At 60.7% G+C, this 23,560-nt stretch carries 19 protein-coding genes; 17 read left to right on the top strand and 2 right to left on the bottom strand.

Annotated features, from left to right (window positions below):
* The first annotated feature begins 11 nt into the window (after positions 1-11).
* From DK871_RS08910 to DK871_RS08850, 13 genes are all read left to right on the top strand, one after another.
* Positions 12-455 (top strand): type II toxin-antitoxin system RatA family toxin, encoded by a 444-nt coding sequence (locus DK871_RS08910; RefSeq protein WP_019820107.1) that lies wholly within the window; start codon positions 12-14, stop codon positions 453-455.
* Between the two features lie 3 nt (positions 456-458).
* Positions 459-1,601 (top strand): acyl-CoA dehydrogenase family protein, encoded by a 1,143-nt coding sequence (locus DK871_RS08905; protein WP_161904743.1) that lies wholly within the window; start codon positions 459-461, stop codon positions 1,599-1,601.
* Positions 1,598-2,425, top strand: a complete 828-nt coding sequence (locus tag DK871_RS08900; protein ID WP_161904742.1) for an SDR family oxidoreductase — start codon at positions 1,598-1,600, stop codon at positions 2,423-2,425. The genes DK871_RS08905 and DK871_RS08900 overlap by 4 nt, the downstream gene beginning before the upstream one ends.
* Positions 2,426-2,435: 10 nt before the next feature.
* The gene (locus DK871_RS08895; protein ID WP_161904741.1) at positions 2,436-3,395 is read left to right on the top strand and encodes a fatty acid desaturase; all 960 of its coding nucleotides are present in this window, start codon (positions 2,436-2,438) and stop codon (positions 3,393-3,395) included.
* 46 nt (positions 3,396-3,441) lie between these two features.
* On the top strand, positions 3,442-4,257 hold the full coding sequence (locus tag DK871_RS08890; protein ID WP_161904740.1) for a DUF3050 domain-containing protein: 816 nt from the start codon (positions 3,442-3,444) through the stop codon (positions 4,255-4,257).
* Between the two features lie 29 nt (positions 4,258-4,286).
* Positions 4,287-5,354, top strand: a complete 1,068-nt coding sequence (locus DK871_RS08885; protein WP_161904739.1) for an HlyD family secretion protein — start codon at positions 4,287-4,289, stop codon at positions 5,352-5,354.
* Positions 5,351-6,868 (top strand): DHA2 family efflux MFS transporter permease subunit, encoded by a 1,518-nt coding sequence (locus DK871_RS08880; RefSeq protein WP_014718379.1) that lies wholly within the window; start codon positions 5,351-5,353, stop codon positions 6,866-6,868. The genes DK871_RS08885 and DK871_RS08880 overlap by 4 nt, the downstream gene beginning before the upstream one ends.
* Positions 6,869-6,890: 22 nt before the next feature.
* The gene (locus DK871_RS08875; RefSeq protein ID WP_161904738.1) at positions 6,891-8,234 is read left to right on the top strand and encodes a TolC family outer membrane protein; all 1,344 of its coding nucleotides are present in this window, start codon (positions 6,891-6,893) and stop codon (positions 8,232-8,234) included.
* Positions 8,235-8,318: 84 nt separating this feature from the next.
* A complete protein-coding gene (locus tag DK871_RS08870; protein ID WP_161904737.1) occupies positions 8,319-9,215 on the top strand; it encodes a LysR substrate-binding domain-containing protein in 897 nt (298 codons plus the stop codon).
* Between the two features lie 178 nt (positions 9,216-9,393).
* The gene (gene mexE / locus DK871_RS08865; protein WP_161904736.1) at positions 9,394-10,635 is read left to right on the top strand and encodes a multidrug efflux RND transporter periplasmic adaptor subunit MexE; all 1,242 of its coding nucleotides are present in this window, start codon (positions 9,394-9,396) and stop codon (positions 10,633-10,635) included.
* Between the two features lie 12 nt (positions 10,636-10,647).
* Positions 10,648-13,827, top strand: a complete 3,180-nt coding sequence (locus DK871_RS08860; protein ID WP_161904735.1) for an efflux RND transporter permease subunit — start codon at positions 10,648-10,650, stop codon at positions 13,825-13,827.
* Positions 13,824-15,239: an efflux transporter outer membrane subunit gene (locus DK871_RS08855; protein ID WP_161904734.1), complete on the top strand. Its 1,416-nt coding sequence runs from the start codon at positions 13,824-13,826 to the stop codon at positions 15,237-15,239. The genes DK871_RS08860 and DK871_RS08855 overlap by 4 nt, the downstream gene beginning before the upstream one ends.
* Positions 15,240-15,450: 211 nt before the next feature.
* Positions 15,451-15,975, top strand: coding sequence for a hypothetical protein (locus DK871_RS08850; RefSeq protein ID WP_161904733.1), 525 nt, complete (start codon positions 15,451-15,453; stop codon positions 15,973-15,975).
* Positions 15,976-16,696: 721 nt separating this feature from the next.
* On the opposite strand, the gene DK871_RS08845 is transcribed toward DK871_RS08850, so the two are convergent.
* Positions 16,697-17,719, bottom strand: coding sequence for an AraC family transcriptional regulator (locus DK871_RS08845; protein WP_161904732.1), 1,023 nt, complete (start codon positions 17,717-17,719; stop codon positions 16,697-16,699).
* A gap of 168 nt (positions 17,720-17,887) precedes the next feature.
* On the opposite strand from DK871_RS08845, the gene efeU reads away from it, so the two are divergent.
* Genes efeU through efeO (DK871_RS08825) form a run of 4 tightly spaced genes read left to right on the top strand, consistent with a single transcriptional unit; the run spans position 17,888 to position 22,106 of the window.
* On the top strand, positions 17,888-18,733 hold the full coding sequence (gene efeU / locus DK871_RS08840) for an iron uptake transporter permease EfeU (RefSeq protein ID WP_161904731.1): 846 nt from the start codon (positions 17,888-17,890) through the stop codon (positions 18,731-18,733).
* A gap of 10 nt (positions 18,734-18,743) precedes the next feature.
* Entirely contained in the window at positions 18,744-19,946 is a 1,203-nt protein-coding gene (gene efeO / locus DK871_RS08835; protein ID WP_161904730.1) for an iron uptake system protein EfeO, read from the top strand.
* A 14-nt stretch (positions 19,947-19,960) separates the two neighbouring features.
* Positions 19,961-21,265: an iron uptake transporter deferrochelatase/peroxidase subunit gene (efeB, locus tag DK871_RS08830; RefSeq protein WP_161904729.1), complete on the top strand. Its 1,305-nt coding sequence runs from the start codon at positions 19,961-19,963 to the stop codon at positions 21,263-21,265.
* A 25-nt stretch (positions 21,266-21,290) separates the two neighbouring features.
* The gene (efeO, locus tag DK871_RS08825) at positions 21,291-22,106 is read left to right on the top strand and encodes an iron uptake system protein EfeO (protein ID WP_161904728.1); all 816 of its coding nucleotides are present in this window, start codon (positions 21,291-21,293) and stop codon (positions 22,104-22,106) included.
* 71 nt (positions 22,107-22,177) lie between these two features.
* On the opposite strand, the gene pssA is transcribed toward efeO (DK871_RS08825), so the two are convergent.
* Entirely contained in the window at positions 22,178-23,521 is a 1,344-nt protein-coding gene (gene pssA / locus DK871_RS08820) for a CDP-diacylglycerol--serine O-phosphatidyltransferase (RefSeq protein ID WP_161904727.1), read from the bottom strand.
* Between the last annotated feature and the right edge of the window lie 39 nt (positions 23,522-23,560).

Below are 23,560 nucleotides of genomic sequence, written 5' to 3'. Positions count from 1 at the left end.
GAGTTTTCCCCATGCAAGAAGTCAACGTGCAGGCCCATATCCCCCATGCCTGCGCTGATGAAGTGTTTGCGGTAATCAGCGATTTCAGCAACTACGTCGAACTCTGCGAATCGGTGCGCAATATCAGCATCAACAAGGTCAGCGACCAGGTGTCGTTCACGTCCTGGGAGGTCAACTTCCACAGCGGCATTCTCAAGTGGCAGGAGCGTGACACCTTCAATGCCGACACCCGAGAAATACATTTCGAGCAGATGGCAGGCGACGTCGATCACTTCTCCGGCACCTGGCACGTCTTGCCGGACGGCAAGGACGCGATCATCACCTTTAAATCGCGCTTCGATCTGGGCCTGCCAATGCTCGCGGACATGCTCGACCCTGTGGCCAAACAAGCTATCCGGGACAACATTCACTCGATCATCACCGGCCTGTTTCCGGCGAGCTACTTGAAGGCCTGAACCATGTCACTTTCGTTACTCAATCGCTCACGCGATCTGCTTCAACGCTACGCCCCTGAGTTTGACGAGCGCCTGGCAGCCATCCCATCCGCCCAGCGTGAAGCGCCACAGAGCGAGGTCATTGCCCTGTTCAAGCAACATGGCCCAGTGGGTTTGCTGGTCAACCGTGACGCCGGCGGGCTGGGCGCGAACATCCTCGACGCGGTGCATGTGCAGATCGCCCTGGGTGCCCGCTCGCCCTCGCTTGCTGTGGCCAGCACCATGCACCAGTTTTCCGTGGCGAGCCTATTGGCACTCACGAAAAACGGCGGCGGTGCCGAAGGCCTGTTGCTGGCCGCCGTCGCGCAAAACCGCTTGCTGCTGTCTTCGGGGTTTGCCGAGGGCACCTCCGGAGCGGGCATTCTCGACTCGGCCATGCAGGCGGTGCACACCCCAGAGGGGGTGTTACTCAGCGGCAGCAAGAAGCCGTGCTGCCTGGGACAGTCGATGGACTTGCTCACCGCCAGCTATATCCGCCAAACCCCTGGCGGCGAAGAGCTGATGGTCGCATTAATTCCGGCCACTGCACCGGGCATCAGCCGCAACCCCTTCTGGCAGAACAACGCCCTGGCTGGCGCAGAAAGCATCGAAGTGCGCCTTAACGAAGTGCTGGTGCCCGAGCGCATGGTGTTTTCCGCCGGTTACACGCATCAGTTGGGCGATGTGCAAACCGTGGGTTTCATCTGGTTCGAACTGTTGATTTGCGCATCCTATGTAGGCGCCTGCGCCGGTCTGATCGAGTCGGTCACAGACGCCGCTCGCTGGACCGCGCACCACCGCGTGGACCTGGCAGCCGACCTGCAACTGGCGATCAGCGCGCTGGAAGGCGCGGCCCTGGATATCGAGCGCAACCCGCAAGACTTGCCAAACGTGCTGGCCCGTCTGCTGCTGGTGCGTTATGGCATCGAGCAACGCCTTGCCCAGCTCTCCGACCAGGCCCACGCCATGTTGGGCGGGATGGCGTTCATCACCAGCAACCTGAGTTCCAACGGGCTAATGGCCTGCCGCGGCTTGCAATTTCATCCACCGGCCAGGATCTCGATGGCGACCAACCTTGACACCTACCTGTCCGCATCAACCTTCAGCATGACCGGAGCGCACTCATGAACCTGCACGGTAAAACCATTGTTATCACCGGCACCGCGCGCGGCCTGGGTTTCGCCGCGGCCTGCAAGCTCAAGCGTCTGGGCGCCACCGTGATTGGCCTCGATATCCTCGCACCGCAAGACAGCGGCCTGCTGGACGCGTTTTATCAGGTCGATCTGTGTGACCGCCACGCCGTGGCCAACGTGATCAGCGCTATCAGCACCGACTTCGGCGACATCGACATTCTGGTCAATAACGCCGGCACCCTGACACTGGAACGCGGCGAAACCGGCGTCACCGATCAGGTGACCCGCGCGGTGGACGTCAACCTGTTCGCGCCTTGGCAACTGACTTCGGGGTTCCTGCCGGGGTTGCTGCGAAAGCGCGGCAAAGTGGTCAACGTGTCCTCGCTGTTCGCGCTGGTGAATGCGCCCTACGTCGCCGCCTATGCCGCGAGCAAACGCGCACTGAGCGCTTATTCGGATGTGCTGCGCATGCAGTATCGCGGGGAACTTGAGGTGGTCACGGTGTACCCGGGGTTTATCGACACGGCGATCCACTTGCCCGCGCAACGTGTAGGCCTGTCGGTCAAACGCCTGGTGACCTTCAAGTGGGGGGACAAGACCCTGCTGTCCGTGGAAGAAAAACTGGATGGCGCCGCGAACGGCCTGGTGCGCGCCTGCCAGAAAAATGGCCTGCGCAACCGGGGGCTGACGTTCATGGGCACGCTGGCCATGTACACCGCCCGCATCGTACCGAGCGTGGTCGATGGCTTTATCGCCATGCGCCTGCGCACGCTCACGCGTGGCGGCCACCTGGTGCTCAACCCTGAACTGATCGAGTAAGCCGTCGCCCATGGCCAGCCATCTGCACCCCAAGCCCCAGGTCCGCCTCGACCGTGCCTTGTTCAAGGCCCGGTCGGGGGAGTCCTTGCTGATCATTACCTACGCCTTGAGCCTGTACCTGCTGCCGCTCGCGTTGTTTGTGTGGGTGGCGACCACAGCCCTTACCCTGTGGACGCTGGTGTGTGCGCCATTGGTGGTATTGGCGGGATACGGGTTGTTTCTACAAGCGATCCTTGGGCATGAAGGTTTCCACTTCAACCTGAGCGCGAACCCTATGCGCAGTTGCTACCTGGGCATTGTCACCAGTTCGCTGCTGCCGGGGTTCTGTGTGACAGGTTACTTCGTCGACCATTGGCAACATCACCGTTACAGCAACAGCGCGAAAGACCCGGACTACCGGCTCTTTTCGCGCTACCACACGCTGGCAAGCCGCATCACCCTGTCGCGCTTGATCGCCACCCTGCGTTATCTGCAGACCACCTGGCGCCTGGCGTTCGGGCCATTGGGTAATCCTTCGGCGCTGCCATTGAGTTCGGAGCAGGTGCAACGGCTGGCCCGCTGCAATATCGCCTGCCAGGTTGTATGGCTCAGCCTTTATGGGCTGGCTATCTGGCTGGTCGACGGACTGTTGCTGGGGTTTTCCTTGAGCCTGGCGGTGGCGTTCCTGCTGTCGGCGGTCAACGCCTATCAGGAGCATGCTTTCGACGCAGGCCATCACTTGCCGCCAGCGCGTTCACGCACTTCGCGCCTCAACACCTGGTTGCACGCGGGCTCGAACTTTCACCTGGAACATCATTTTTACCCCGCGGTGCCTTGCTGGCGACTGCCCAAGGTACACCGGCAACTGCAGGACGCGGGATGGTACGAAAGCCGGCAATACCTGCTGGAAAAGCACTTCGTGCGGTCTTTCCGGTACGCCAGCGGTCGCCATCCCTACCGTACAAACACGGTAAACGACACACCCCTTTAATTTCCGATGGATTTTGGGCCTGACCCTTCAGGCCGCAGGAGCACGCATGTCTTTTGATATCGATAGCCACATTGAAACCGAGCGCGAGCAGCTGTTCAGCCACCCGCTGTTCGCCAATATTCGCAGCGTAGAAGACGTGTGCATCCTGATGGAGTTTCACGTGTTCGCCGTCTGGGACTTCATGACATTGCTCAAGCGTATCCAGCGCGACCTCACCTGCGTGGAGTTGCCCTGGGTACCGCCGGTACACATCACCGCCGCCCGCCTGATCAACGAAATCGTGGTGGGTGAAGAGACCGACGAGCACCCCGATGGCGGCTTTATCAGCCACCTGGACCTGTACCTCGCCGCCATGGATGAAATTGGCGCCGACAGCAGCGTATTCCGGCGCTTCCTGGCCGCTATCCAGGCCAAGGTGCCTCTGGCAAAGGCGCTCAACAACCCCGAGATTCCAACGGCCGCCAAAGTGTTCATGTGCCAGACCCTCGATATTGCGCAACACGGCAGCACCGAAGCGGTCCTGGCGTACTTCTTCTTCGGACGTGAAGACATCATCCCCGACATGTTTGGTCGCCTGCTGTCGCAATGGTCGGTCAGTGAAACCGATGTACCGATGCTCACGTATTACTTGAAGCGCCACATCGAGATGGATGGTGACGACCACGGCCCGGCGGCCAAGCGCATCATCGCCGAAATCGTCACCAGCCCCGCGCAACACCTGCACATGGTCGAGAGTGCCAAAACCGCAATCAACTCACGCATTGACCTGTGGAATGGCGTGCATCAGTTCCTGCTGGACAAGGCCCAGCCCACAGTGGGCCGCCCTGTGCGGGAGGTCCACAGCGTTTCTGAGCCTGCTTGACCCCAACGCGCATCGACAGGGAGTACCACATGACCAAAGGCAAGTTGATAAAACTGACGCTGTGCGGCGTCGTGGTCGGCGGGTTGCTGATATTAGGCTGGCAGCGCTGGCAGTATTCCAGCACGTATGTGAGCACCGACAACGCCGAACTTGACGGGGTGATCATCCCGGTACGGGCCAAGCTCTCGGGCGTGGTGATCAGTGTGCCGGTGGTGGACAACGTCAGGGTACAGAGCGGCGACCTGCTGTTTCAGATCCGCGACAGTGAATACCGCTACCAGTTGCAGCAGCGCGAAGCACAGTGGCAAGCGCTGCTCGCCGCCGCCGGGCGCGCAGGCGTTCCGGGGGCGCTGGACAGCCAGGTGCTCGGCGCGGTGGCCATGCGCGAGGCCGCAAAAGCGGCCCTGGCTCAATCGAGTGCCAACCTTGAGCAGGCGCGCAACGACTACCAGCGTGCCCGTCGCCTCGGCGCCCAAGGCGTGCTGAGCACCCAGGACCTGGAAGTGGCCAAGGCGCGTTTCGACGCCCTCAGCCATGCCCAGCAGGTAGCACGCAGCAACGCCCAGGCCGCCGCCCAAAGTACCTTGGCCAACAAGGCCGAACTCAAGGTGCAGGACTATCGGATCGCGGCCGCGCAAGCTGAGCTGGAACAATCCAGGATCCAGCTCAACGACACCCGCCAGACCGCACCAATGCGCAGCATTGTCTCGAAAAAAGAGGTGGAGCCTGGCCAGTTTGTGGTCGCAGGCCAAAAGCTCATGAGCCTGATCGCCACCGACGCACTGTGGATTACCGCCAACTTCAAGGAGACCCAGGTGGGCCGCGTGCGCGTGGGCCAGAGTGCCCGCGTCACCGTGGACGCCTTCCCCGGGCATGCCTTCGACGGCGTCGTCGAAAGCCTGGCACCGGCCACCGGAGCCAAGTTCTCGTTGCTGCCCCAGGAGAATGCCACGGGCAACTTTACCAAGGTGGTACAGCGCGTGCAGGTGCGCATCGCGCTCAACGATGTGCCGGATGACTACAAGCCGCTGTTGAGCCCGGGCATGAGCGCGTTTGTCGAAGTGGCCGCACCTGACGACGCCGGCCAGACGCTATGAAGTCGCCCTACCTGATTGCGCTGACCGTCACATTGGTCTCGATGATGGAGTTGCTCGATGTCACCATCGTCAACGTCGCGATTCCCAGCCTGATGGGCACCTACGGGGCGTCGGTGGATGAAATCTCCTGGGTCTCCACCGGTTATGTGGTGGCCAACGTGGTGATTCTGCCGGTCAGTGGCTGGCTGTCGGCGTGGTTCGGCCGGCGGACTTATTACCTGGTCTCTACGGCGCTGTTCGTGCTGGCATCGTTGGGCTGCGCGATGTCTGCCGAACTCTGGCAACTGGTCGCGTTCCGGGTGCTGCAAGGCCTGGCGGGCGGCGGGTTGCTGGGGATTTCCCAGGCGATCATCTACGACGTGTTCCCCAAGGAAAAAGTCAGCAGCGGCATGGCGCTGTATGGCGTGGGCGTGATGATGGGACCCACCTTGGGTCCGACGGTCGGCGGCTACCTGATCGACACCTTGTCGTGGCATTGGATCTTTTTGATCAACTTGCCGATCGGTGCCGTGGCCTTGTTGCTGTGCTGGCTGTGCATCAACGACTCGCCCAACGAACAAAAACCTTCCAGCGTCGACTACAGCGGCTTCTGTTTGCTGGCCCTGGGCGTGGGCAGCCTGCAGATTCTGCTGGAGCGCGGCGAGCACTGGGACTGGATGGCGTCCAACTGGACCGTGGCCTGCCTGTTGCTCAGCAGCTTCAGCCTGGTGGGCTTCTTCTGGTGGGAGCGGCGTGTGGCCAACCCGATCGTCAACGTCGCGCTGTTCCAGAACCGCGAGTTCCTGATGGGGTGCATCTGTGCGTTTTGCGTGGGGTTCGGGCTGTACAGCACGTTGTTCATGGTGCCGCTGTTCTTGCAGACCTTACTGGCGCAGAGCGCTTACCAGAGCGGTTTGGTGATTTTCCCCGGGGCGGTGGCCAGCGCCATCAGCACCTTGGTGATCGGCAAGCTGTCCCAGGAAAACAAGATCGATGAACGTGTGTTCGTCACCCTGGGCATTGTCATGTACTGCTATGCGATGTTTCTGCACACCCAGTTCACCCTCGACAGCAACCCCGACTCGCTGTACTGGCCCTTGGTTATCCGCGGCCTGGGCCTGGGCATGATCTTCGTGCCACTGACCAACCTGGCGATGCGTCGCCTGCCGCTGACATTGATCTCCGGCGCCTCCGGCGTCCTCAACCTGATGCGCCAGTTGGGCGGCAGCGTTGGCATCGCCATCGCTGCCACCCTGCTCACACGCTTCTCGTGGGAACGCTATCGCCTGCTTTCCGAACATGTCACCGAGTCGAGCCTGGTGGCCAGCGGCTGGGGAGGCGTGGAAACCGACCCGTTGTTTCTTTCCCTGGGCCTGGCCAGCCATCAACAAGCCCTGGCGCTGATGCCTTACCTGCAAGCGCGCGAACAAGGGCAAATGCTGGCGTTCAGCATGCTGTTCGGCACCTTGGGAGCGGTGATGGCCATCGGCATTCCCATGGTGCTGATGATGCGCAGAAGCCACATCAGTCGATAAACTTTTCAGTGGAGCACACCCCTTGCGTATTCCAGGCCTGCATCTTAAAACCGCCCCCCTGCTCATGCCTCTGTATTGGCTGGCACTCGCCTGCTCGCCCACCCAGGTATCGGCAGATGACTTGTACCACCTGTACCAGAAGGCGCTGACCCACGACATGCAGTTCGCCGCCGCACAGGCCCAGCAATTGGCCACGGCGGAAAAGGAACCGCAAAGCCGTGCCAACCTGCTGCCGGACCTGTCTGTCACCGGCGGCGCGGCCTGGGTCGATGCCGAGGACTCTTCCGACTATCACCGCAATCGCAATAACACCAACGCCTACGCCGTGGTCCTCACACAGCCGCTGCTGCGTTGGCAGAATGTGATCGCCCACGACCAAAGCAAACTGTTGATCAGCGCCAGTGAACTGCACACCGAACAGGCGCGCCAGGCGCTGATGCTGCGCGTCGCCCGTGCTTATTTCGACGTACTGCTCAATCAGGAGCTGTTGAACACCCGCACACAACAGCTACAAACCCTGCGCGAGAGCCAAGCGCGCAGCCAGCGACTGCTGGCCGACGGCGCCACCACCGCTAACGCGCTCGCCCAAGTGCAGGCCAAGTACGACCAGGCATTCGCCGAGCAGATTGCTGCCCGTGGCGCACTGGACATTGCCAACGAAACACTCACTCAATTGACTGCCGCACAGGCCGGCCCGTGGTCCGGTAAAGAGCCGCAGTTCAGTGCCCCGGTGCCCGCTGCCATCGATGATTGGGCCACGACCGCGCAACAGGGTAACCTCGCCGTACAGGCGGCGCAGATTTCCCAGCGCCTGGCGGAAATGGATATCGACAAGGAACGGGCCGGGCATTTGCCGACTCTGGATCTGATCGCGGCTCATGGCCGCTTCGCCTCTGTGGGCGGGGATGTCTACGATGTGACGTTGCCGGAAAATCGCTATAACCAAACCGTGGTCGGGGTCAAACTGAGCGTTCCACTGTACAGCGGTGGCCGTACCAGCAGCCGCGTGCGCGAAGCCCATGCACTGCAAGGCAAGGCGGCGGACGAAGTCGAAGATGCACGCCGCAACGCCGGGCTGAAGGCGCGTCAGGCCTACCTGCAAGTCACCAACGGCATGAGCCAATACCAGGCACTCAAGCAGGCCTTGAATTCCAGCCAGATCAACCTTACCGCCGTGACCCACGGTTTCGAAGCCGGCTCGCGTATCAACACCGATGTACTGGATGCCCAACAGAAAGTCACCGATACCCAGCAACGCCTGGCCCAACAGCGCTATGCGATCCTGATGGCGCAGTTGCACCTGCTGGCCTCCACCGGCAACCTGAGCGACGCGCGCCTGCGTGATGTCAGCCGTACGCTGAACTGACGCGCGCATGAAAGCGCTGACATTCGCTCAACGTCGGGGCTAAGTTGGATTAAGCTTGGGCATCTCAAAAATGGAACACTGCCCATGTTCGACCTCAACGAACTCTTCCTCTACGCCAAGGTGGTCGAGCACGGCGGTTTTGCGGCGGCGGGTCGCGCGCTGAACCTGCCCAAATCGACCTTGAGTCGCAGGGTCAGCCAGCTTGAAGCCAGGCTGGGGGCACGGCTGATACAGCGCTCGACGCGCCAGTTCCAGGTCACCGATATCGGCTTGGCTTACTACCGCCATTGCGTGGCGATGATTGCCGAAGCCGAATCGGCAGAAGATGTGATCGCTTTCAACCGGTCTGAGCCGCGCGGCTTGATTCGCTTGAGTTGCACCACCGCACTGCTCAACTATTGGGTGGCGCCGATGCTGGCTCAGTTCATGGCGCAGTGCGGCAACGTCGAACTGAATGTGAAAAGCTTCAACCGTAAAGTCGACGTGATCGCCGAGGGCTATGACATCGCGTTGAACTTGTGTTTCCCACCCCTGGAAAGCAGTGAGCTGGTGATGAAAGTGCTTGGCAAAAGCACCCAGGTGCTGGTGGCGAGCGCAGCTTTTTTGCAGGACTATCCCCTGCCCTTGCTACCTGCAGGCCTTGCCGGGTTGCCGACTATCCATTGGGGCAACCCGTTGCTCCAGTACCTGTGGGAACTGACCGGCCCGCAAGGCGCCACGGTGCAGATCCAGCACACGCCGCGTCTGGCCAGCGATGACATTCCGACGCTGAAAAACGCGGCACTGGCGGGCGTAGGCATCGCCAACCTGCCGTGGGTCGTGGTGAAGAAAGAGGTCAGCGAGGGGCGCCTGGTTGTCCTGCTGCCTGAATGGCACCCCACAGAAGGCGTCATCACTGCGGTGTTCCCCTCCAGGCGCGGGCTGATGCCGTCGGTGCGCACCTTGATCGACTTTCTAGGTGAAGCCTTTGATGCACCTTAGGCAATAATCTTTTGTCATCAAGGCCATTGATAGCTCCCTAACAAAACCCCCATGCTAGAGGGCTGATTCCCCGCTTATATCATTCCGAATGATAGTTACCTTTGCTTCATTCGATTCGTGACATAGCACCTCCCCGCGCATGATCCGCCCATCTCAAATACATTGGCGGATGCACCTCATGGAACAGTCACTCAAACATTTGCGCTTCCCCCTGGCGATATTGGCCGTGGTGGTGATGAGCGCGTGCGGCAAGACCCCGGAACAAGCGGCCGCCATGCCTGCTGCCAAGGTCAGCGTGGCCAAGGTGCTGGAACAACCGGTCAACGAGTGGGACGAGTTCACCGGGCGTCTTGAAGCGCCGGAAACCGTGCAGATTCGGCCGCGCGTCTCCGGCCAGATCGACCAGGTGGCGTTTACTGAAGGCGCGCTGGTGAAAAAAGGCGACCTGCTGTTCCAGATCGACCCTCGCCCGTTCCAGGCCGAAGTGCGCCGCCTTGAAGCCCAGCTGGCGCAAACCAAAGCGGCTGCCACTCGCAGTGAAAATGAAGCACAGCGCGGCGAGCGCCTGCGCCAGAGCAATGCGATCTCCGCCGAACTGGCCGACTCGCGTACCACCGCCGCCCAGGAAGCCCGCGCCGCCATGGCCGGGATCCAGGCGCAGTTGGACCTGGCCAAATTGAACCTGAGCTTCACCCGCGTGACCTCGCCCATCAGTGGCCGCGTCAGCCGTGCCGAAATCACCGCAGGCAACCTGGTGACCGCCGATACCACGGCGCTCACCAGCGTGGTTTCCACCGACAAGGTCTACGCCTACTTCGACGCCGATGAGCGCGTGTTCCTCAAGTACACCGAACTGGCCCGTGAAGGCCGGCGTGGCGCAACCACCCCCGTGTACCTGGGCCTGTCCAACGAAACCGGCAACCCGCACCTGGGCCAGATGAACTTCGTCGACAACCAGGTCAACCCGGCCACTGGCACCATCCGTGGCCGTGCGGTGTTCGATAACAGTAAGGGCGAATACACCCCTGGCCTGTATGCGCGCTTGAAGCTGGTCGGCAGCGGCACCTATTCGGCCGTGTTGATCAATGACGAAGCGGTCGGCACCGACCTGGGCAAGAAGTTCGTGCTGGTGATGGACGGCGACAAGCCGGCTTATCGCGCGGTGGAACTGGGGCCGAAAATCGAAGGTTTACGCATCGTGCGCAGTGGCCTGACCAAGGACGACACTGTGATCGTCAAGGGCCTGCAACGTGTGCGCCCAGGCTCGCCGGTCGCGCCGGAAACCATCCCGATGGCCAGCAAGGAAACCCTCGCCGCCTTGGCCCAACAACGACAAGCGCTTGAAGCCAGCAACCTGGAGCAAGTAGCGCCGCAAACCGCAGCGCCCAAGCTCGCAAGCGTCGCGACTCCACGCGGTTAAGGGATACTCAAGATGAATTTTTCCAAGTTCTTCATTTCACGGCCGATCTTCGCAGCGGTGCTGTCGCTGTTGATCCTGATCGCCGGTGCCATTTCGCTGTTCCAACTGCCGATCAGCGAATACCCGGAAGTGGTGCCGCCGACCGTGGTGGTGCGCGCCAACTTCCCGGGCGCCAACCCCAAAGTCATCGGTGAAACCGTGGCCGCGCCGTTGGAGCAGGCCATCACTGGCGTTGAGAACATGCTGTACATGTCCTCGCAATCCACCGCCGACGGCAAGCTGACCCTGACCATCACCTTCGCACTGGGCACCGACCTGGACAACGCGCAGGTGCAGGTGCAAAACCGTGTGACACGCACCCAGCCCAAGCTGCCGGAGGAAGTGACGCGCATCGGTATTACCGTGGACAAGGCCTCCCCTGACCTGACCATGGTGGTGCACTTGACCTCCCCGGATCAGCGTTATGACATGTTGTACCTGTCCAACTACGCCTTGCTCAACATCAAGGATGAGCTGGCGCGCCTGGGCGGCGTCGGTGATGTGCAGTTGTTCGGCATGGGCGACTACTCCCTGCGCGTCTGGCTGGACCCGAACAAAACTGCGTCACGCAACCTGACCGCCACCGACGTGGTGACGGCGATTCGCGAACAGAACCGTCAGGTCGCCGCCGGTGCCCTGGGCGCGCCGCCTGCGCCGAATGCCACCGCGTTCCAGTTGTCGGTGAACACCCAGGGCCGCCTGGTCACTGAGGAAGAGTTCGAGAACATCATCATTCGCTCCGGCGAAAATGGTGAAATCACGCGCCTCAAAGACATCGCCCGGGTCGAGTTGGGCTCCAACCAGTACGCCCTGCGCTCGTTGCTCAACAACCAGCCGGCGGTAGCCCTGCCGATCTTCCAGCGCCCAGGCTCCAACGCGATCCAGATCTCCAATGAAGTTCGCGACAAGATGGCCGAGCTGAAGAAGAGCTTCCCCGAGGGCATGGACTTCAGCATCGTGTATGACCCGACGGTATTCGTGCGCGGCTCCATTGAAGCGGTGGTGCACACGCTGTTCGAAGCACTGATCCTGGTGGTGCTGGTGGTGATCCTGTTCCTGCAAACCTGGCGTGCCTCGATCATTCCATTGGTGGCGGTGCCGGTTTCGCTGATTGGTACGTTTGCGGTGATGCACCTGTTTGGCTTCTCGCTCAACGCGCTGTCGTTGTTTGGCCTGGTATTGGCCATCGGTATCGTGGTGGACGACGCCATCGTGGTGGTGGAGAACGTCGAGCGGAACATCGAGCTGGGCCTGGAACCCTTCCCCGCCACGGAAAAGGCCATGAGCGAAGTGACCGGCCCGATCATCGCCACCGCGTTGGTGCTGTGTGCGGTGTTTGTGCCGGCGGCCTTCATCAGCGGCTTGACCGGCCAGTTCTATAAGCAGTTCGCCTTGACCATTGCGATTTCCACGGTGATCTCGGCGTTCAACTCGCTGACCTTGTCGCCGGCTTTGGCTGCCGTATTGCTCAAAGGTCACGACGCACCGAAAGACCGCTTCTCCAAGTTCCTCGACAAACTGCTGGGTGGCTGGTTGTTCCGACCGTTCAACCGCTTCTTCGAAAAGGCCAGCCATGGCTACGTCGGCACCGTGCGCCGGGTCATCCGTGGCAGTGGCATCGCGCTGTTCCTGTATGCAGGCCTGATGGTGCTGACCTGGTTGGGCTTTGCTCATACGCCCACCGGTTTCGTACCGGCCCAGGACAAGCAATACCTGGTCGCCTTCGCCCAGTTGCCGGACGCCGCCAGCCTGGACCGCACCGAAGATGTGATCAAGCGCATGTCCGATATCGCCCTGAAACAACCCGGCGTGGAAAGCGCGGTAGCCTTCCCCGGCCTATCGATCAACGGTTTCACCAACAGCCCGAACAGCGGCATCGTGTTCGTGACCTTGAAGCCCTTTGAGGAACGTAAAGACGCGAGCATGTCTGCCGGCGCGATTGCCGGTGCGCTGAACGGCAAGTACAGCGACATCCAGGAAGCCTACATGGCGATCTTCCCACCGCCGCCGGTACAGGGCCTGGGCACGATTGGCGGCTTCCGCCTGCAGGTCGAAGACCGGGGCAACCTGGGTTATGAAGAGCTGTACAAGGAAGTGCAGAACATCATCACCAAGAGCCACGGCGTGCCAGAGCTGTTCGGTCTGTTCACCAGCTACACGGTCAACGTGCCGCAAGTGGACGCGGCAATCGACCGCGAAAAGGCCAAGACCCACGGCGTGGCGATCAGTGACATCTTCGACACCCTGCAGATCTACCTGGGTTCGTTGTATGCCAACGACTTCAACCGCTTCGGGCGTACCTACCAGGTCAACGTGCAGGCTGAGCAACAGTTCCGCCTCGACGAAGACCAGATCGGCCAACTGAAAGTGCGCAACAACAAAGGCGAGATGATCCCGTTGGCGACCTTTATCAAGGTCAGCGACACCTCGGGCCCGGACCGCGTGATGCACTACAACGGTTTCATCACCGCAGAAATCAACGGCAACGCCGCGCCGGGCTACAGCTCTGGCCAGGCCCAGGCCGCGATTGAAAAACTGCTCAAAGATGAACTGCCCAACGGCATGACCTACGAGTGGACCGACCTGACCTATCAGCAAATCCTCTCGGGCAATACCGCGCTGTTCGTGTTCCCGCTCTGCGTACTGCTGGCGTTCCTGGTGCTCGCGGCCCAATACGAAAGCTGGAGCCTGCCACTGGCGGTGATCCTGATCGTACCGATGACGCTGCTGTCAGCCATCACCGGGGTGATCATCTCGGGCGGTGACAACAATATCTTCACCCAGATCGGCCTGATCGTACTGGTAGGCCTGGCGTGCAAGAACGCGATCCTGATCGTCGAGTTCGCCAAGGATAAACAGCAGGAAGGCCTCGACCCGCTCGCCGCAGTACTCGAAGCCTGCCGCCTGCGTCTGCGGCCGATCCTGATGACCTCGTTCGCGTTCATCATGGGTGTGGTGCCATTGGTGCTTTCCAGCGGTGCCGGCGCCGAGATGCGCCATGCCATGGGCGTGGCGGTGTTCTCCGGGATGATCGGTGTGACCTTCTTCGGTCTGTTGCTGACGCCAGTGTTCTACGTACTGATCCGTCGCTATGTCGAGCGCCAAGACGCGCGCAAAGCGGCCAAGGCCTTGAAGCTGGAGACACAGCAATGAGTGTGAAAATATTCCTGCCGAGCCTGTTGGTGCTGGCGCTCGCCGCCTGTGCCGTAGGCCCGGACTACAAGACCCAGCCACTGGAGGCGGCCAACATCACGGCCGCCGCCGACACCAAGAGCTACGACCACGCCAAATACGAAGGTATCTGGTGGCAGCAGTTCGACGACCCGACCCTCAACCAGTTGGTGACCCAGTCCCTGAGCGGCAACCGCGACCTGCGCGTGGCCTTCGCCCGTCTGCGGGCGGCACGGGCCATCCGTGATGATGCGGCCAACGACATCATGCCGGTGGTCACCTCCCGCGCCAGCAGCGATGTGGGCAAGGGCCAGATTCCCGGCCAGACCACCAAACGCGTCAACAGCGAGCGCTACGACCTGGGCCTGGACATGGCCTGGGAAGTGGATTTGTTCGGGCGTATCCGTCGCAACCTGGAAGCCAGCGACGCCGACCAACAAGTGGCCGAAGCCGACCTGTACCAGCTGCAAGTCACCATGATCGCCGAACTGGTAGATGCCTATGGCCAACTGCGCGGCGCGCAACTGCGTGAACGCATAGCCCTGGACAACCTGAAGAACCAGCAGGAATCGCGCACCATCACCGTCAGCCTGCGCGATGCCGGCGTGGGTGATCAGCTCGACGTCGAACGCGCCGACGCCCGCCTGGCAGCGGTTGAAGCCAGCGTGCCGCAACTGCAGGCCGAACAAGTGCGCGAGCGCAACCGCATCGCCACCCTCCTCGGCCAGCGCCCCGACAAGCTGAACGTGGACCTGAGCCCGAAAGACCTGCCAGCGATTGCCAAGGCGTTGCCAATTGGCGACCCGGGGCAACTGCTGCAACGGCGCCCGGACATCCTCAGCGCCGAACGCAAACTGGCCGCCGCCACCGCACGTATCGGCGTGGCCAAGGCCGACCTGTTCCCACGGGTGAGCCTCAGCGGTTTCCTCGGCTTCACCGCCGGGCGCGGTTCGCAGATCGGCTCGGCCGCGGCGAATGCTTGGTCCCTGGGCCCGAGCATCACCTGGGCCGCATTTGACCTGGGCAGCGTGCGTGCGCGTTTGCGCGGTGCGAATGCCGAAGCCGATGGCGCCTTGGCAACCTATGAACAGCAAGTGTTGCTGGCGCTGGAAGAGTCCGAGAACGCCTTCAGCGACTACGGCAAGCGCCAGCAACGTTTGGTCTCGCTGATCCGCCAAAGCGAATCCAGCCGCGCCGCCGCCGACCTCGCCGCGATCCGCTACCGCGAAGGCACCGTGGACTTCCTGGTCCTGCTCGACGCGCAACGCGAACGCCTGGCCGCCGAAGATTCCCAGGCCCAGGCCGAAGTCGACCTGTATCGCGGCATTGTGGCGATCTACAAGGCGTTGGGGGGTGGCTGGCAGCCGGATACGGTGGTGGCTAGCAGCAAGTGAGGTAAAGAGCTCCTTTGGTTGGTCGCATCCAGCCAATTTTTAGCCCTGCGGTCCATTCGGTCGTGGGGCTTTTTTTTTGCAGCCGTTGAGGTCAATTTTTTATATTTGTAATCCTAATCTGAAAGAAACTTCCCAAATATTCAGATGAGCTAAATATCCCGTGCAGCACGTCGATAGCAGGGTGAACCTTTCATCCATTAAGGAGACGAGCATGGACATGAGAGTGGTAATGCCCAATACGCTTTCTAAACAGACAGATGCTTTCGTTATCAAAAATCCGGAGAAAACGACGAATACATTTACTTTTACTGAAGAGTCCAAAGCCGTTGGTGAGCTGCGAATGTGGCAGCAGGGAGAGCTCACTGACCTGAAGCAGTTTTTGAAGAGCTATGACATGACGTCTATTAGCACTGACGAGCTAAAAGTGGTCGGAAGGCGGTTGTACGAAAGCAAAATTATTGATGCAAACGCTTTCGGCGTATTCACATTTGGAGATGGTGCATTTGATGCCAACGGAAAACAAACAAATACACAGGTTAAATTCAACGCAATCGCGCTATTCAACGAAAAGCTGGATGACTACCTTGATTTTGTTAAAAGCAACCCAAGCGTGGGCCGCTCGCAAGGCATTCCTGAGTACATAAAAGGGATGGTGGATGCTAATCGCGCAATTAATGCGTTGGCCTACTTCTCGAACTCTTCGAAAAATGATCTTTCGGTCGAAGAACGTGCTTGATCCCAACTCAGAAACCCAAATCAGGTGTGCCAGAACCTCTGGCACACCTGATTTATCTACGGGTCAGCGGCCGTATCTAACGGTACCCGAATAAGACTTTGATCCCCCATCCGGGTTGTGAAGCCTCACTCGATAGGTACCTAGGGTTCCTACCCAGGAAGTATTGGCTGACAGTGCGTTACCGGCGACGGTTTTCCAGGAACTACCGATCTCTTGATCAATGTAAATCTGAGGACCTCTCCCAGCACCGCCAGCGGAAACCATGGCATTTATATTTGCGCCGGAGCAACCGTTCGCACCAGTTATCGTGAACGGGCCATGAGCAACGTCATCACCTCCAGACTCAATTATCCCATTAAAGCTCTCTGAGATATTCAAGCAAAGCGCAGACACCTGAACAGACACCAACATCAATGCAGCAAAGGGTAACGCAATTAAATGCTTCATAAGTTCACCATCGTAGTATGGATTGGAAACTTAACGCATGAAGGTCATTACACCACGCTTCCACTCATCTGTAGCAAACCCTCACAGTTAAGCAAGCGACCCGTCGGCGTGAGGCTTCTGGCTTAATTCATCCAGCTACCGAGTAGGACCACAGTTAAAACTGTGCACGATTTTTTATTCTGCATATGCCAGCCGCTTCCTAAAAACAATTAGGAAGGCTCTGTCATACTTCGGAGAACGATGCTGTAAGTCACGTCCTAATCCCGCGACAGCGCTACGTCCCAGGCGTTATTTCATTCAAAATCAAACTCCGATAATGCCCCGGATTCGATCCCGCCCACTTACGAAACGCCTTGTAAAACGAACTCGCATCGGCAAACCCCAACCGTGTGGCTATCTCGGCAAAGCTGATCTGCGGTTCAGCCAGCCACACAATCGCCAGTTCCTTACGCACGCTGTCCTTGAGGCCCTGATAGGTCTGCCCTTCTTCCGCCAGGCGGCGGCGTAGTGTGGACGCAGAAATACACAACCTGGCGGCAAGCCCCTCGGTTTCCGGCCAGGTGTCGGGGGGCATTTGCCGAAGGTCGTGCTTGATGCGCGTGGCGAGGCTTTCGGGGTCGCGATATTTGACCAGGATGTTAGCCGGTGCATGGGCCAGGAACCGTTGGAGCTCCTGCGGGCTGCGCTTGATCGGCAGGTCCAGGCAATCGGCGGAAAAGATCATGCGGGTGCGCGGTCGATCAAAGCGTAGGTTGTCAGAGAACATCACCTGATAATCGTCACAGAAGTCCGGCTGCGCGCAACGCAGCTCAATGGCGAGAATCGGAATGCGCCGCCCCGCCAGCCAGCAGGCGACGCCGTGGACGATCATCCAATAGGTGAAGTAGGTAAACGCGCGCTTGGGCTCATCAGGTTCGAGCAGGACGATTTCCGCCAGGCTCTGTTGGCGCACCAACTGGGCTGGCAGGTGCTCGAGCATCAGCGAGAGAAACCCCAAGCCGGTTTCCAGGCCCGCCGCCAGGCTGGGTTGCGCCATGGCAGCGCGACACAGGAACGCCAGGCTGCCGGACTTGAGCTTGCGCGGGTCCATGCCAAAAAACTCATCGTCCCTGCGCCGCGCCAGCAAGCGCCACAGGCGTGCATAGGCGGTGGCCGCCACGCGAGCGTCAGGCTGCTCAAGCAACGCCGGGGCAATCCCGACTTTGCTCAATGCCTCAACGGTGGCCGCTCCCGGCGCGCAACTCTGCAACAGCGCTTCGCGCACGAGGTGGATCGAGATGGTGTCTTTTTCCGACATGGGGCGTTGAGCTGTCCGGCTGCGGTCTGGTTGGCCTGCATCATAAGGGCGGTTGCGCTTCGCCACCACTGTTCAGCCCACGTTCAGCAAAGGTCAATATTTCTTGTTTAGCAATGAGTATCATTATGTTACAACTTAGCTCCCTAACTAGTTGCGCCCGGGTGCCCGATGCTCGTTCCTTTTTTAATCATGCTGCGCGAAGGCATTGAAGCGGCATTGATCGTTGGCATTATCGCCAGTTACCTGCAACAGACCGGGCGTGGTCAGTGGATGCCCGCGGTGTGGATCGGCGTGTTCCTTGCGGCGGCGCTGGCGCTGCTGGTGGGCGGCGGCCTGGAGTTGGTCAGTGCGGAATTCCCGCAAAAGCAGCAGGAATTATTTGAAGGTGTCGTCGGGCTGGTCGCGGTGGGCATCCTCAGTTCCATGGTGTTCTGGATGCGCAAAGTGGCGCGCTCGATTAAACACTCGCTGCATGAATCCCTCGACCATGCGCTGGCCGGCTCCAGGCATCAGGTGTTCGCGCTGATTGCCATGGTGTTTTTCGCCGTGGCCCGCGAAGGGCTGGAGACGGTGTTCTTCCTGTTGGCCGTGTTTCAGCAGAGTGAAGGCCCAGGCGCTCCAATAGGCGCCCTGCTCGGCCTGGTCCTGGCCATTGTCGTCGGCTTGCTGATTTATTCCGGCAGCATGCGCCTGAACCTCGGTGCATTTTTCCGCTGGACCGGCCTGTTCATCCTGGTGGTCGCGGCCGGCATTCTCGCCAACTCGGTGCAAGCCCTGCATGAAGCCGGCGTGTGGAATCACTGGCAGACCGTGCTGTTCGATTTCAGCGCCGCGTTGCCCATGGACAGCCCACTCGGTTCGGTACTGGCCGGCATGTTCGGTTACCAGGAGGCGCCGACCATCAGCACCCTGGGCGCCTATCTGATTTACCTGGTGGTGGCCCTGGTGATGTTCTTCCTGCCCTCGGCCCCTACCCAGCCCGCTGCCAATACCTCTTCCGTTTCCAGCCAGTAAGGACCGTCTCTTGCCCAACCCAACCCCTCAATCGACCCCGTCGTCCCGCGCCCTGCGCTGGGGCGTGGCCGGCTCGGTGGTGGTGATGATCGCCGCCGGTGGCCTGTTCTACTACGCCTCGCAATTGGCCGCCGGCAAGCGCCAGGCCAACCACAATGAAATCGCGGTGACCATCCACGGCCACGCCTGCGAACCCAACGCTCTGACGGTACCTGCCGGGCATGCCAGCTTTCGCATCATCAACCGCTCCGACCGTGCGGTGGAGTGGGAAATCCTCGACGGCGTGCTGGTGGTCGAAGAGCGGGAAAACATCGCCCCCGGCCTAAGCCAGGTGATCAACGCCAACCTGCTGCCCGGCGACTACGCCATTACCTGTGGCCTGCTGAGCAACCCGCGCGGCACCTTGCATGTCACGCCCACGGCAGAGTCTGACGCCCAGGCCAAGGCCAAGCCGTCGATGGTGGCCTTTATCGGCCCGTTGTCGGAGTTTCGCGTGTACCTGAGCGGCCAAGGCAGTGCGCTGGTCAAGGCCGTGACGGCCCTGCAACAGGCCATCGCCGCCGGTGACCTGGCCCAGGCCCAAGCGCTGTATGTACCGGCCCGCGAGGCGTATCAGCGCCTGGCGCCGGCGTCCCAGCGCCTGGCCGAATTGGATAACGCGATCAACGCCCGCGCCGATTACTTTGAAAAGCGCGAGCAAGACCCCGCCTTCAGCGGCTTCCATCGCCTCGAATACAGCCTGTTCCAACAACACAGCCTCGATGGCCTGGCGCCGGTCGCCCAGCGCTTGGTTACTGACGTCACCACGCTCAAGCAACAGCTACTGGCCCAGTCCCTGCCACCGGAGCAACTGGTGAGCATTGTGGTGCGCAACCTCAACAGCCTGGCGGACGTGCGGGCGGCGAGCGGTGAAGAGGAACGCTACAGCCACATCGACCTGAACGGCTTTGCCGCCAACCTGGAGGTCGCGCACAAAGTGGTCGACCTGATGCACCCGTTGCTGGGCAAGTCCGCCGCCGACCTGTTGCCCACTATCGACAGCGCGCTCAGCGCCTTCGACACCGAACTCGACGGGCTCAAGGTGAATGACCACTACCCAACCTACGACAAGGTTACAGCCGATCAGCGCAAGCAGATCGCCGACAAGGCCAAGGCACTGGCCGTTGCACTCGATGGAATCGACCCCGCCCTTGGCCTTTCCGGCCTGCAGTGAAGACGACCGCATACATGAGTGATACAGAACAGTTTGACCTCCAACGTCGCCGCGTCCTGCTGGGCATGGCGGCCACCGGCGTTGCGATTGCCGGCAGCAGCCTGAGCTGCCCGGCGATGGCGGCAGCGGCCGAGCAAGTCACCACCGCGCCGCGCAGTGACAAGACCCAGGACCACCAGGCGTTTTTCGGCACGCACCAAAGCGGCATCGTCACCCCGCGCCCGGCCTGCGGCATGGTCGTGGCGTTCGATGTACTGGCCAGCGACCGCGAAGACCTGGAACGCCTGTTCCGCACCCTCAACGAGCGCATCGCGTTCCTGATGACGGGCGGCACCGTGCCCCAGGTCGACCCGAAATTACCGCCTACCGATTCCGGCATCCTTGGCCCGGTGGTCACACCCGATAACCTGACCATCACCGTGTCGGTCGGCGCGTCATTGTTCGATGAGCGTTTCGGCCTCGCGGCGGCCAAACCCAAGCGCCTGAGCCGCATGGTCGGTTTCCCCAACGACGCGCTGGAACCGGCGCAGTGCCACGGCGACCTGAGCCTGCAGTTCAGTTCCAACACGCCGGACACCAATATCCACGCCCTGCGCGACATCGTCAAAAACCTGCCCGACCTGCTGCTGGTGCGCTGGAAGCAAGAAGGCAGCGTGCCGCCCCAGGCACCGACCAAACCCGGCGAGCCGGCGCAGAGTGCGCGCAATTTCCTGGGCTTTCGCGATGGCTCGGCCAACCCCAATTCCAACGATGACAAGGCCATGGACCAGATCGTCTGGGTACAGCCCAGCGGCGACGAGCCGGCCTGGGCCGCCCATGGCAGTTACCAGGCCGTGCGCATCATCCGTAACTTTGTCGAGCGCTGGGATCGCACCCCGCTGCAAGAACAGGAAAGCATCATCGGCCGTGTCAAACCCACGGGCGCGCCCATGGACGGCCAGCATGAAACCCAGGTCCCGGACTACAGCAAGGACCCTGAAGGCAAGTTGACCAAGCTCGATGCCCACATCCGCCTGGCCAACCCGCGTACCCCGCAGACCCAGGCCAACCTGATCCTGCGGCGGCCGTTCAACTACTCCAACGGCGTCAACAAAAACGGTCAACTGGACATGGGCTTGTTGTTCATCTGCTACCAGGCTGACCTGGAGAAAGGCTTTATCAGCGTGCAAACCCGGCTCAACGGCGAGCCGCTGGAGGAGTACCTCAAGCCCGTGGGTGGCGGGTATTTCTTCACGTTGCCAGGGGTCACCGGGCCCCAGGATTTCATCGGGCGCACGCTGCTCGCGGCAACGCACTCTCAAAATCCTGCCAAGACCTAAAACACACCAGAGCGGAATGTCTCCCATGAAGAAGTCGTCTATCGCGTTGTTGTTACTCAGCCTTTCGCCCCTGGCAAGCTTCGCCGCTACTGCGCCGTTGGACCTGGTGGGCCCGGTGTCGGATTACAAGATCTACGTCACCGAAGAAATCGGTGAACTGGTCACCCAGACCCAGGCGTTCACCGACGCTATCAATAAAGGCGACCTGGCCACGGCCAAGAAGCTCTATGCGCCAACCCGCGTGCATTATGAATCCATCGAGCCGATCGCCGAGTTGTTCAGCGACCTCGACGCGTCCATCGATTCGCGTGTGGACGACCATGAAAAAGGCGTGACGGCCGAAGACTTCACAGGCTTTCATCGCATTGAATACGCGCTGTTCGCGCAGAACTCGACCCAGGGCCTGCAAGCGCTGACCGCCAAGCTCAACGCCGATGTGAATGACCTCAAGACCCGCGTCGACGGCCTGACGTTCCCGCCGGAGAAAGTCGTTGGGGGTGCCGCTGCGTTGCTGGAAGAAGTCGCGGCCACCAAGATCTCCGGTGAAGAAGATCGTTACAGCCATACCGACTTGTACGACTTCCAGGGCAACATCGACGGCGCGAAAAAAATTGTCGACCTGTTCCGTGGCCAGATCGGGCAACAAGACCAGGCCTTCCTGGCCAAGGTCGACAAGAACTTTGCCAGCGTCGACAAGATCCTGGCCAAGTACAAAACCAGGGATGGCGGCTTCGAGACCTATGACAAGGTCAAGGACAACGACCGCAAGGCCCTGGTCGGCCCGGTCAACACCCTGGCCGAAGACCTCTCGACCCTGCGCGGCAAGCTGGGTTTGAACTAACTGCCACACACAAAAAAACACCCAGTCCCTGTCGAGGGGCCTGGGTGTTTTTTTGCCAGCCAGTTGCTCGGCTAGAGGATGCGGTACAGCAAGCGCTCGATCCGCACCCGGCTGACACGCCGCAGGAATTTGCCGACGGCGGGCGGGTAATCCACCAGCGTCTGCAATTGCTGGTAACCCTGGATGCGCGTGGTGTGCTGGAAGATATTCGCAAGCTCGGCGCTTCGCGGCTGCAGCCATTGGCTTTGAGGGTCGTCGATCAGCAAGCCGTTTTCCAGGTCGAGGCGAAACGCCCGTGGGTTGAGGTTGTTGCCGGTGAGCAAGGTGTAGCGCTCGTCCACCCACATGCCCTTTAGGTGATAGGTGTTATCGCCGTCGCGCCATAAGTGCAGGTTCAACTGGCCGCTGTTGATCATCGGTTGGTGCCGCTTGGCAAAGCGCCGCAAGCTGATCTCGTACAGGTACGGCAACGCCGCAATCACCTTGAAAGGCTCGGTGGGCGGAATGTAGAAGTCGTTGGCAGTCTTGTCGCCCACCACGATGTCGATCTTCACGCCGCGTGCCAGGGCGCGGTTGATCTCACGGGTCACCGGCAATGGCAAGTTGAAATACGGCGTGCAAATAGTCAGTTGCTGCTGGGCACTGGCGATCAGTTCGAGAATCACCCTGCTCAACGGGTTGTTCTTGCCGACGCCCAGCAAGGGGCTGACCGACAGATGGCCGTTGGGCAATTGCCCGGCCGTGGTGTCGTAGGTTGCATGCTTGAGGCGGCTGCGCAGGTCGCCGATGTCGTTGCGCAGGCTGCGGGTGGTGGGCGGGTTCGGCAGGTCCAGGCGATGCACAGCCTTGGACGCGACCAGGCCGTGCTCCACCAGGTGTTGCATCGAATCGGCCAAGGGTTGGCTATGGATCAGGTGGTAGCGGTCGAAGCGGTATTTGTCGAACTTGTGCAGGTATACATTGTTCAGGCTGGCGCCGCTGTACAGCACGCTGTCATCGATCACGAAACCCTTGAGGTGCAACACGCCAAACAGCTCACGGGTTTGCACCGGCACGCCGTACACCGGCACTTCGGTGGCGTGACGCTGGGTCATCGCCTGGTACCAGGCGCTGTTGCCCGGTTGCTTGCCCGCGCCGATCAACCCGCGCTGGGCGCGCAGCCAATCCACCATCACCACGATCTCCAGTTCAGGCCGTGCGGCCTTGGCGGCGTGTAGCGCGTCGTAGATTTCCTGCCCCGCCTCATCCTGCTGCAAGTACAAGGCAACGATGTAGATACGCCGGGTGGCCTGGGCGATTTTCTCCAGCAGGCAGCGACGATAGGCGTCGGCGCTGGGCAGCACCTCAATGGCCTCGTTGGACAACGGAAAACCGCGCAGCTTGGGCAACAGGGAGCGTTTGAAGAACGACGGCATAGGGCTCGCAATGGGTCGAATCCGAAGAGCCCCAAAGCT

Origin of the sequence: Pseudomonas sp. L13 (genome assembly GCF_009935965.1) — a bacterium.
GTDB classification, from domain to species: domain Bacteria; phylum Pseudomonadota; class Gammaproteobacteria; order Pseudomonadales; family Pseudomonadaceae; genus Aquipseudomonas; species Aquipseudomonas lactis.
This window is presented reverse-complemented; position numbering and strand designations above follow the sequence as displayed.

Bases quoted from the DNA above. Each gene is read 5' to 3' on its own strand.
- DK871_RS08910 (WP_019820107.1), top strand. From the start codon at position 12: ATGCAAGAAGTCAACGTGCAGGCCCATATCCCCCATGCCTGCGCTGAT.
- DK871_RS08905 (WP_161904743.1), top strand. From the start codon at position 459: ATGTCACTTTCGTTACTCAATCGCTCACGCGATCTGCTTCAACGCTAC.
- DK871_RS08900 (WP_161904742.1), top strand. From the start codon at position 1,598: ATGAACCTGCACGGTAAAACCATTGTTATCACCGGCACCGCGCGCGGC.
- DK871_RS08895 (WP_161904741.1), top strand. From the start codon at position 2,436: ATGGCCAGCCATCTGCACCCCAAGCCCCAGGTCCGCCTCGACCGTGCC.
- DK871_RS08890 (WP_161904740.1), top strand. From the start codon at position 3,442: ATGTCTTTTGATATCGATAGCCACATTGAAACCGAGCGCGAGCAGCTG.
- DK871_RS08885 (WP_161904739.1), top strand. From the start codon at position 4,287: ATGACCAAAGGCAAGTTGATAAAACTGACGCTGTGCGGCGTCGTGGTC.
- DK871_RS08880 (WP_014718379.1), top strand. From the start codon at position 5,351: ATGAAGTCGCCCTACCTGATTGCGCTGACCGTCACATTGGTCTCGATG.
- DK871_RS08870 (WP_161904737.1), top strand. From the start codon at position 8,319: ATGTTCGACCTCAACGAACTCTTCCTCTACGCCAAGGTGGTCGAGCAC.
- mexE (WP_161904736.1), top strand. From the start codon at position 9,394: ATGGAACAGTCACTCAAACATTTGCGCTTCCCCCTGGCGATATTGGCC.
- DK871_RS08860 (WP_161904735.1), top strand. From the start codon at position 10,648: ATGAATTTTTCCAAGTTCTTCATTTCACGGCCGATCTTCGCAGCGGTG.
- DK871_RS08855 (WP_161904734.1), top strand. From the start codon at position 13,824: ATGAGTGTGAAAATATTCCTGCCGAGCCTGTTGGTGCTGGCGCTCGCC.
- DK871_RS08850 (WP_161904733.1), top strand. From the start codon at position 15,451: ATGGACATGAGAGTGGTAATGCCCAATACGCTTTCTAAACAGACAGAT.
- DK871_RS08845 (WP_161904732.1), bottom strand. From the start codon at position 17,719: ATGTCGGAAAAAGACACCATCTCGATCCACCTCGTGCGCGAAGCGCTG.
- efeU (WP_161904731.1), top strand. From the start codon at position 17,888: ATGCTCGTTCCTTTTTTAATCATGCTGCGCGAAGGCATTGAAGCGGCA.
- efeB (WP_161904729.1), top strand. From the start codon at position 19,961: ATGAGTGATACAGAACAGTTTGACCTCCAACGTCGCCGCGTCCTGCTG.
- efeO (WP_161904728.1), top strand. From the start codon at position 21,291: ATGAAGAAGTCGTCTATCGCGTTGTTGTTACTCAGCCTTTCGCCCCTG.
- pssA (WP_161904727.1), bottom strand. From the start codon at position 23,521: ATGCCGTCGTTCTTCAAACGCTCCCTGTTGCCCAAGCTGCGCGGTTTT.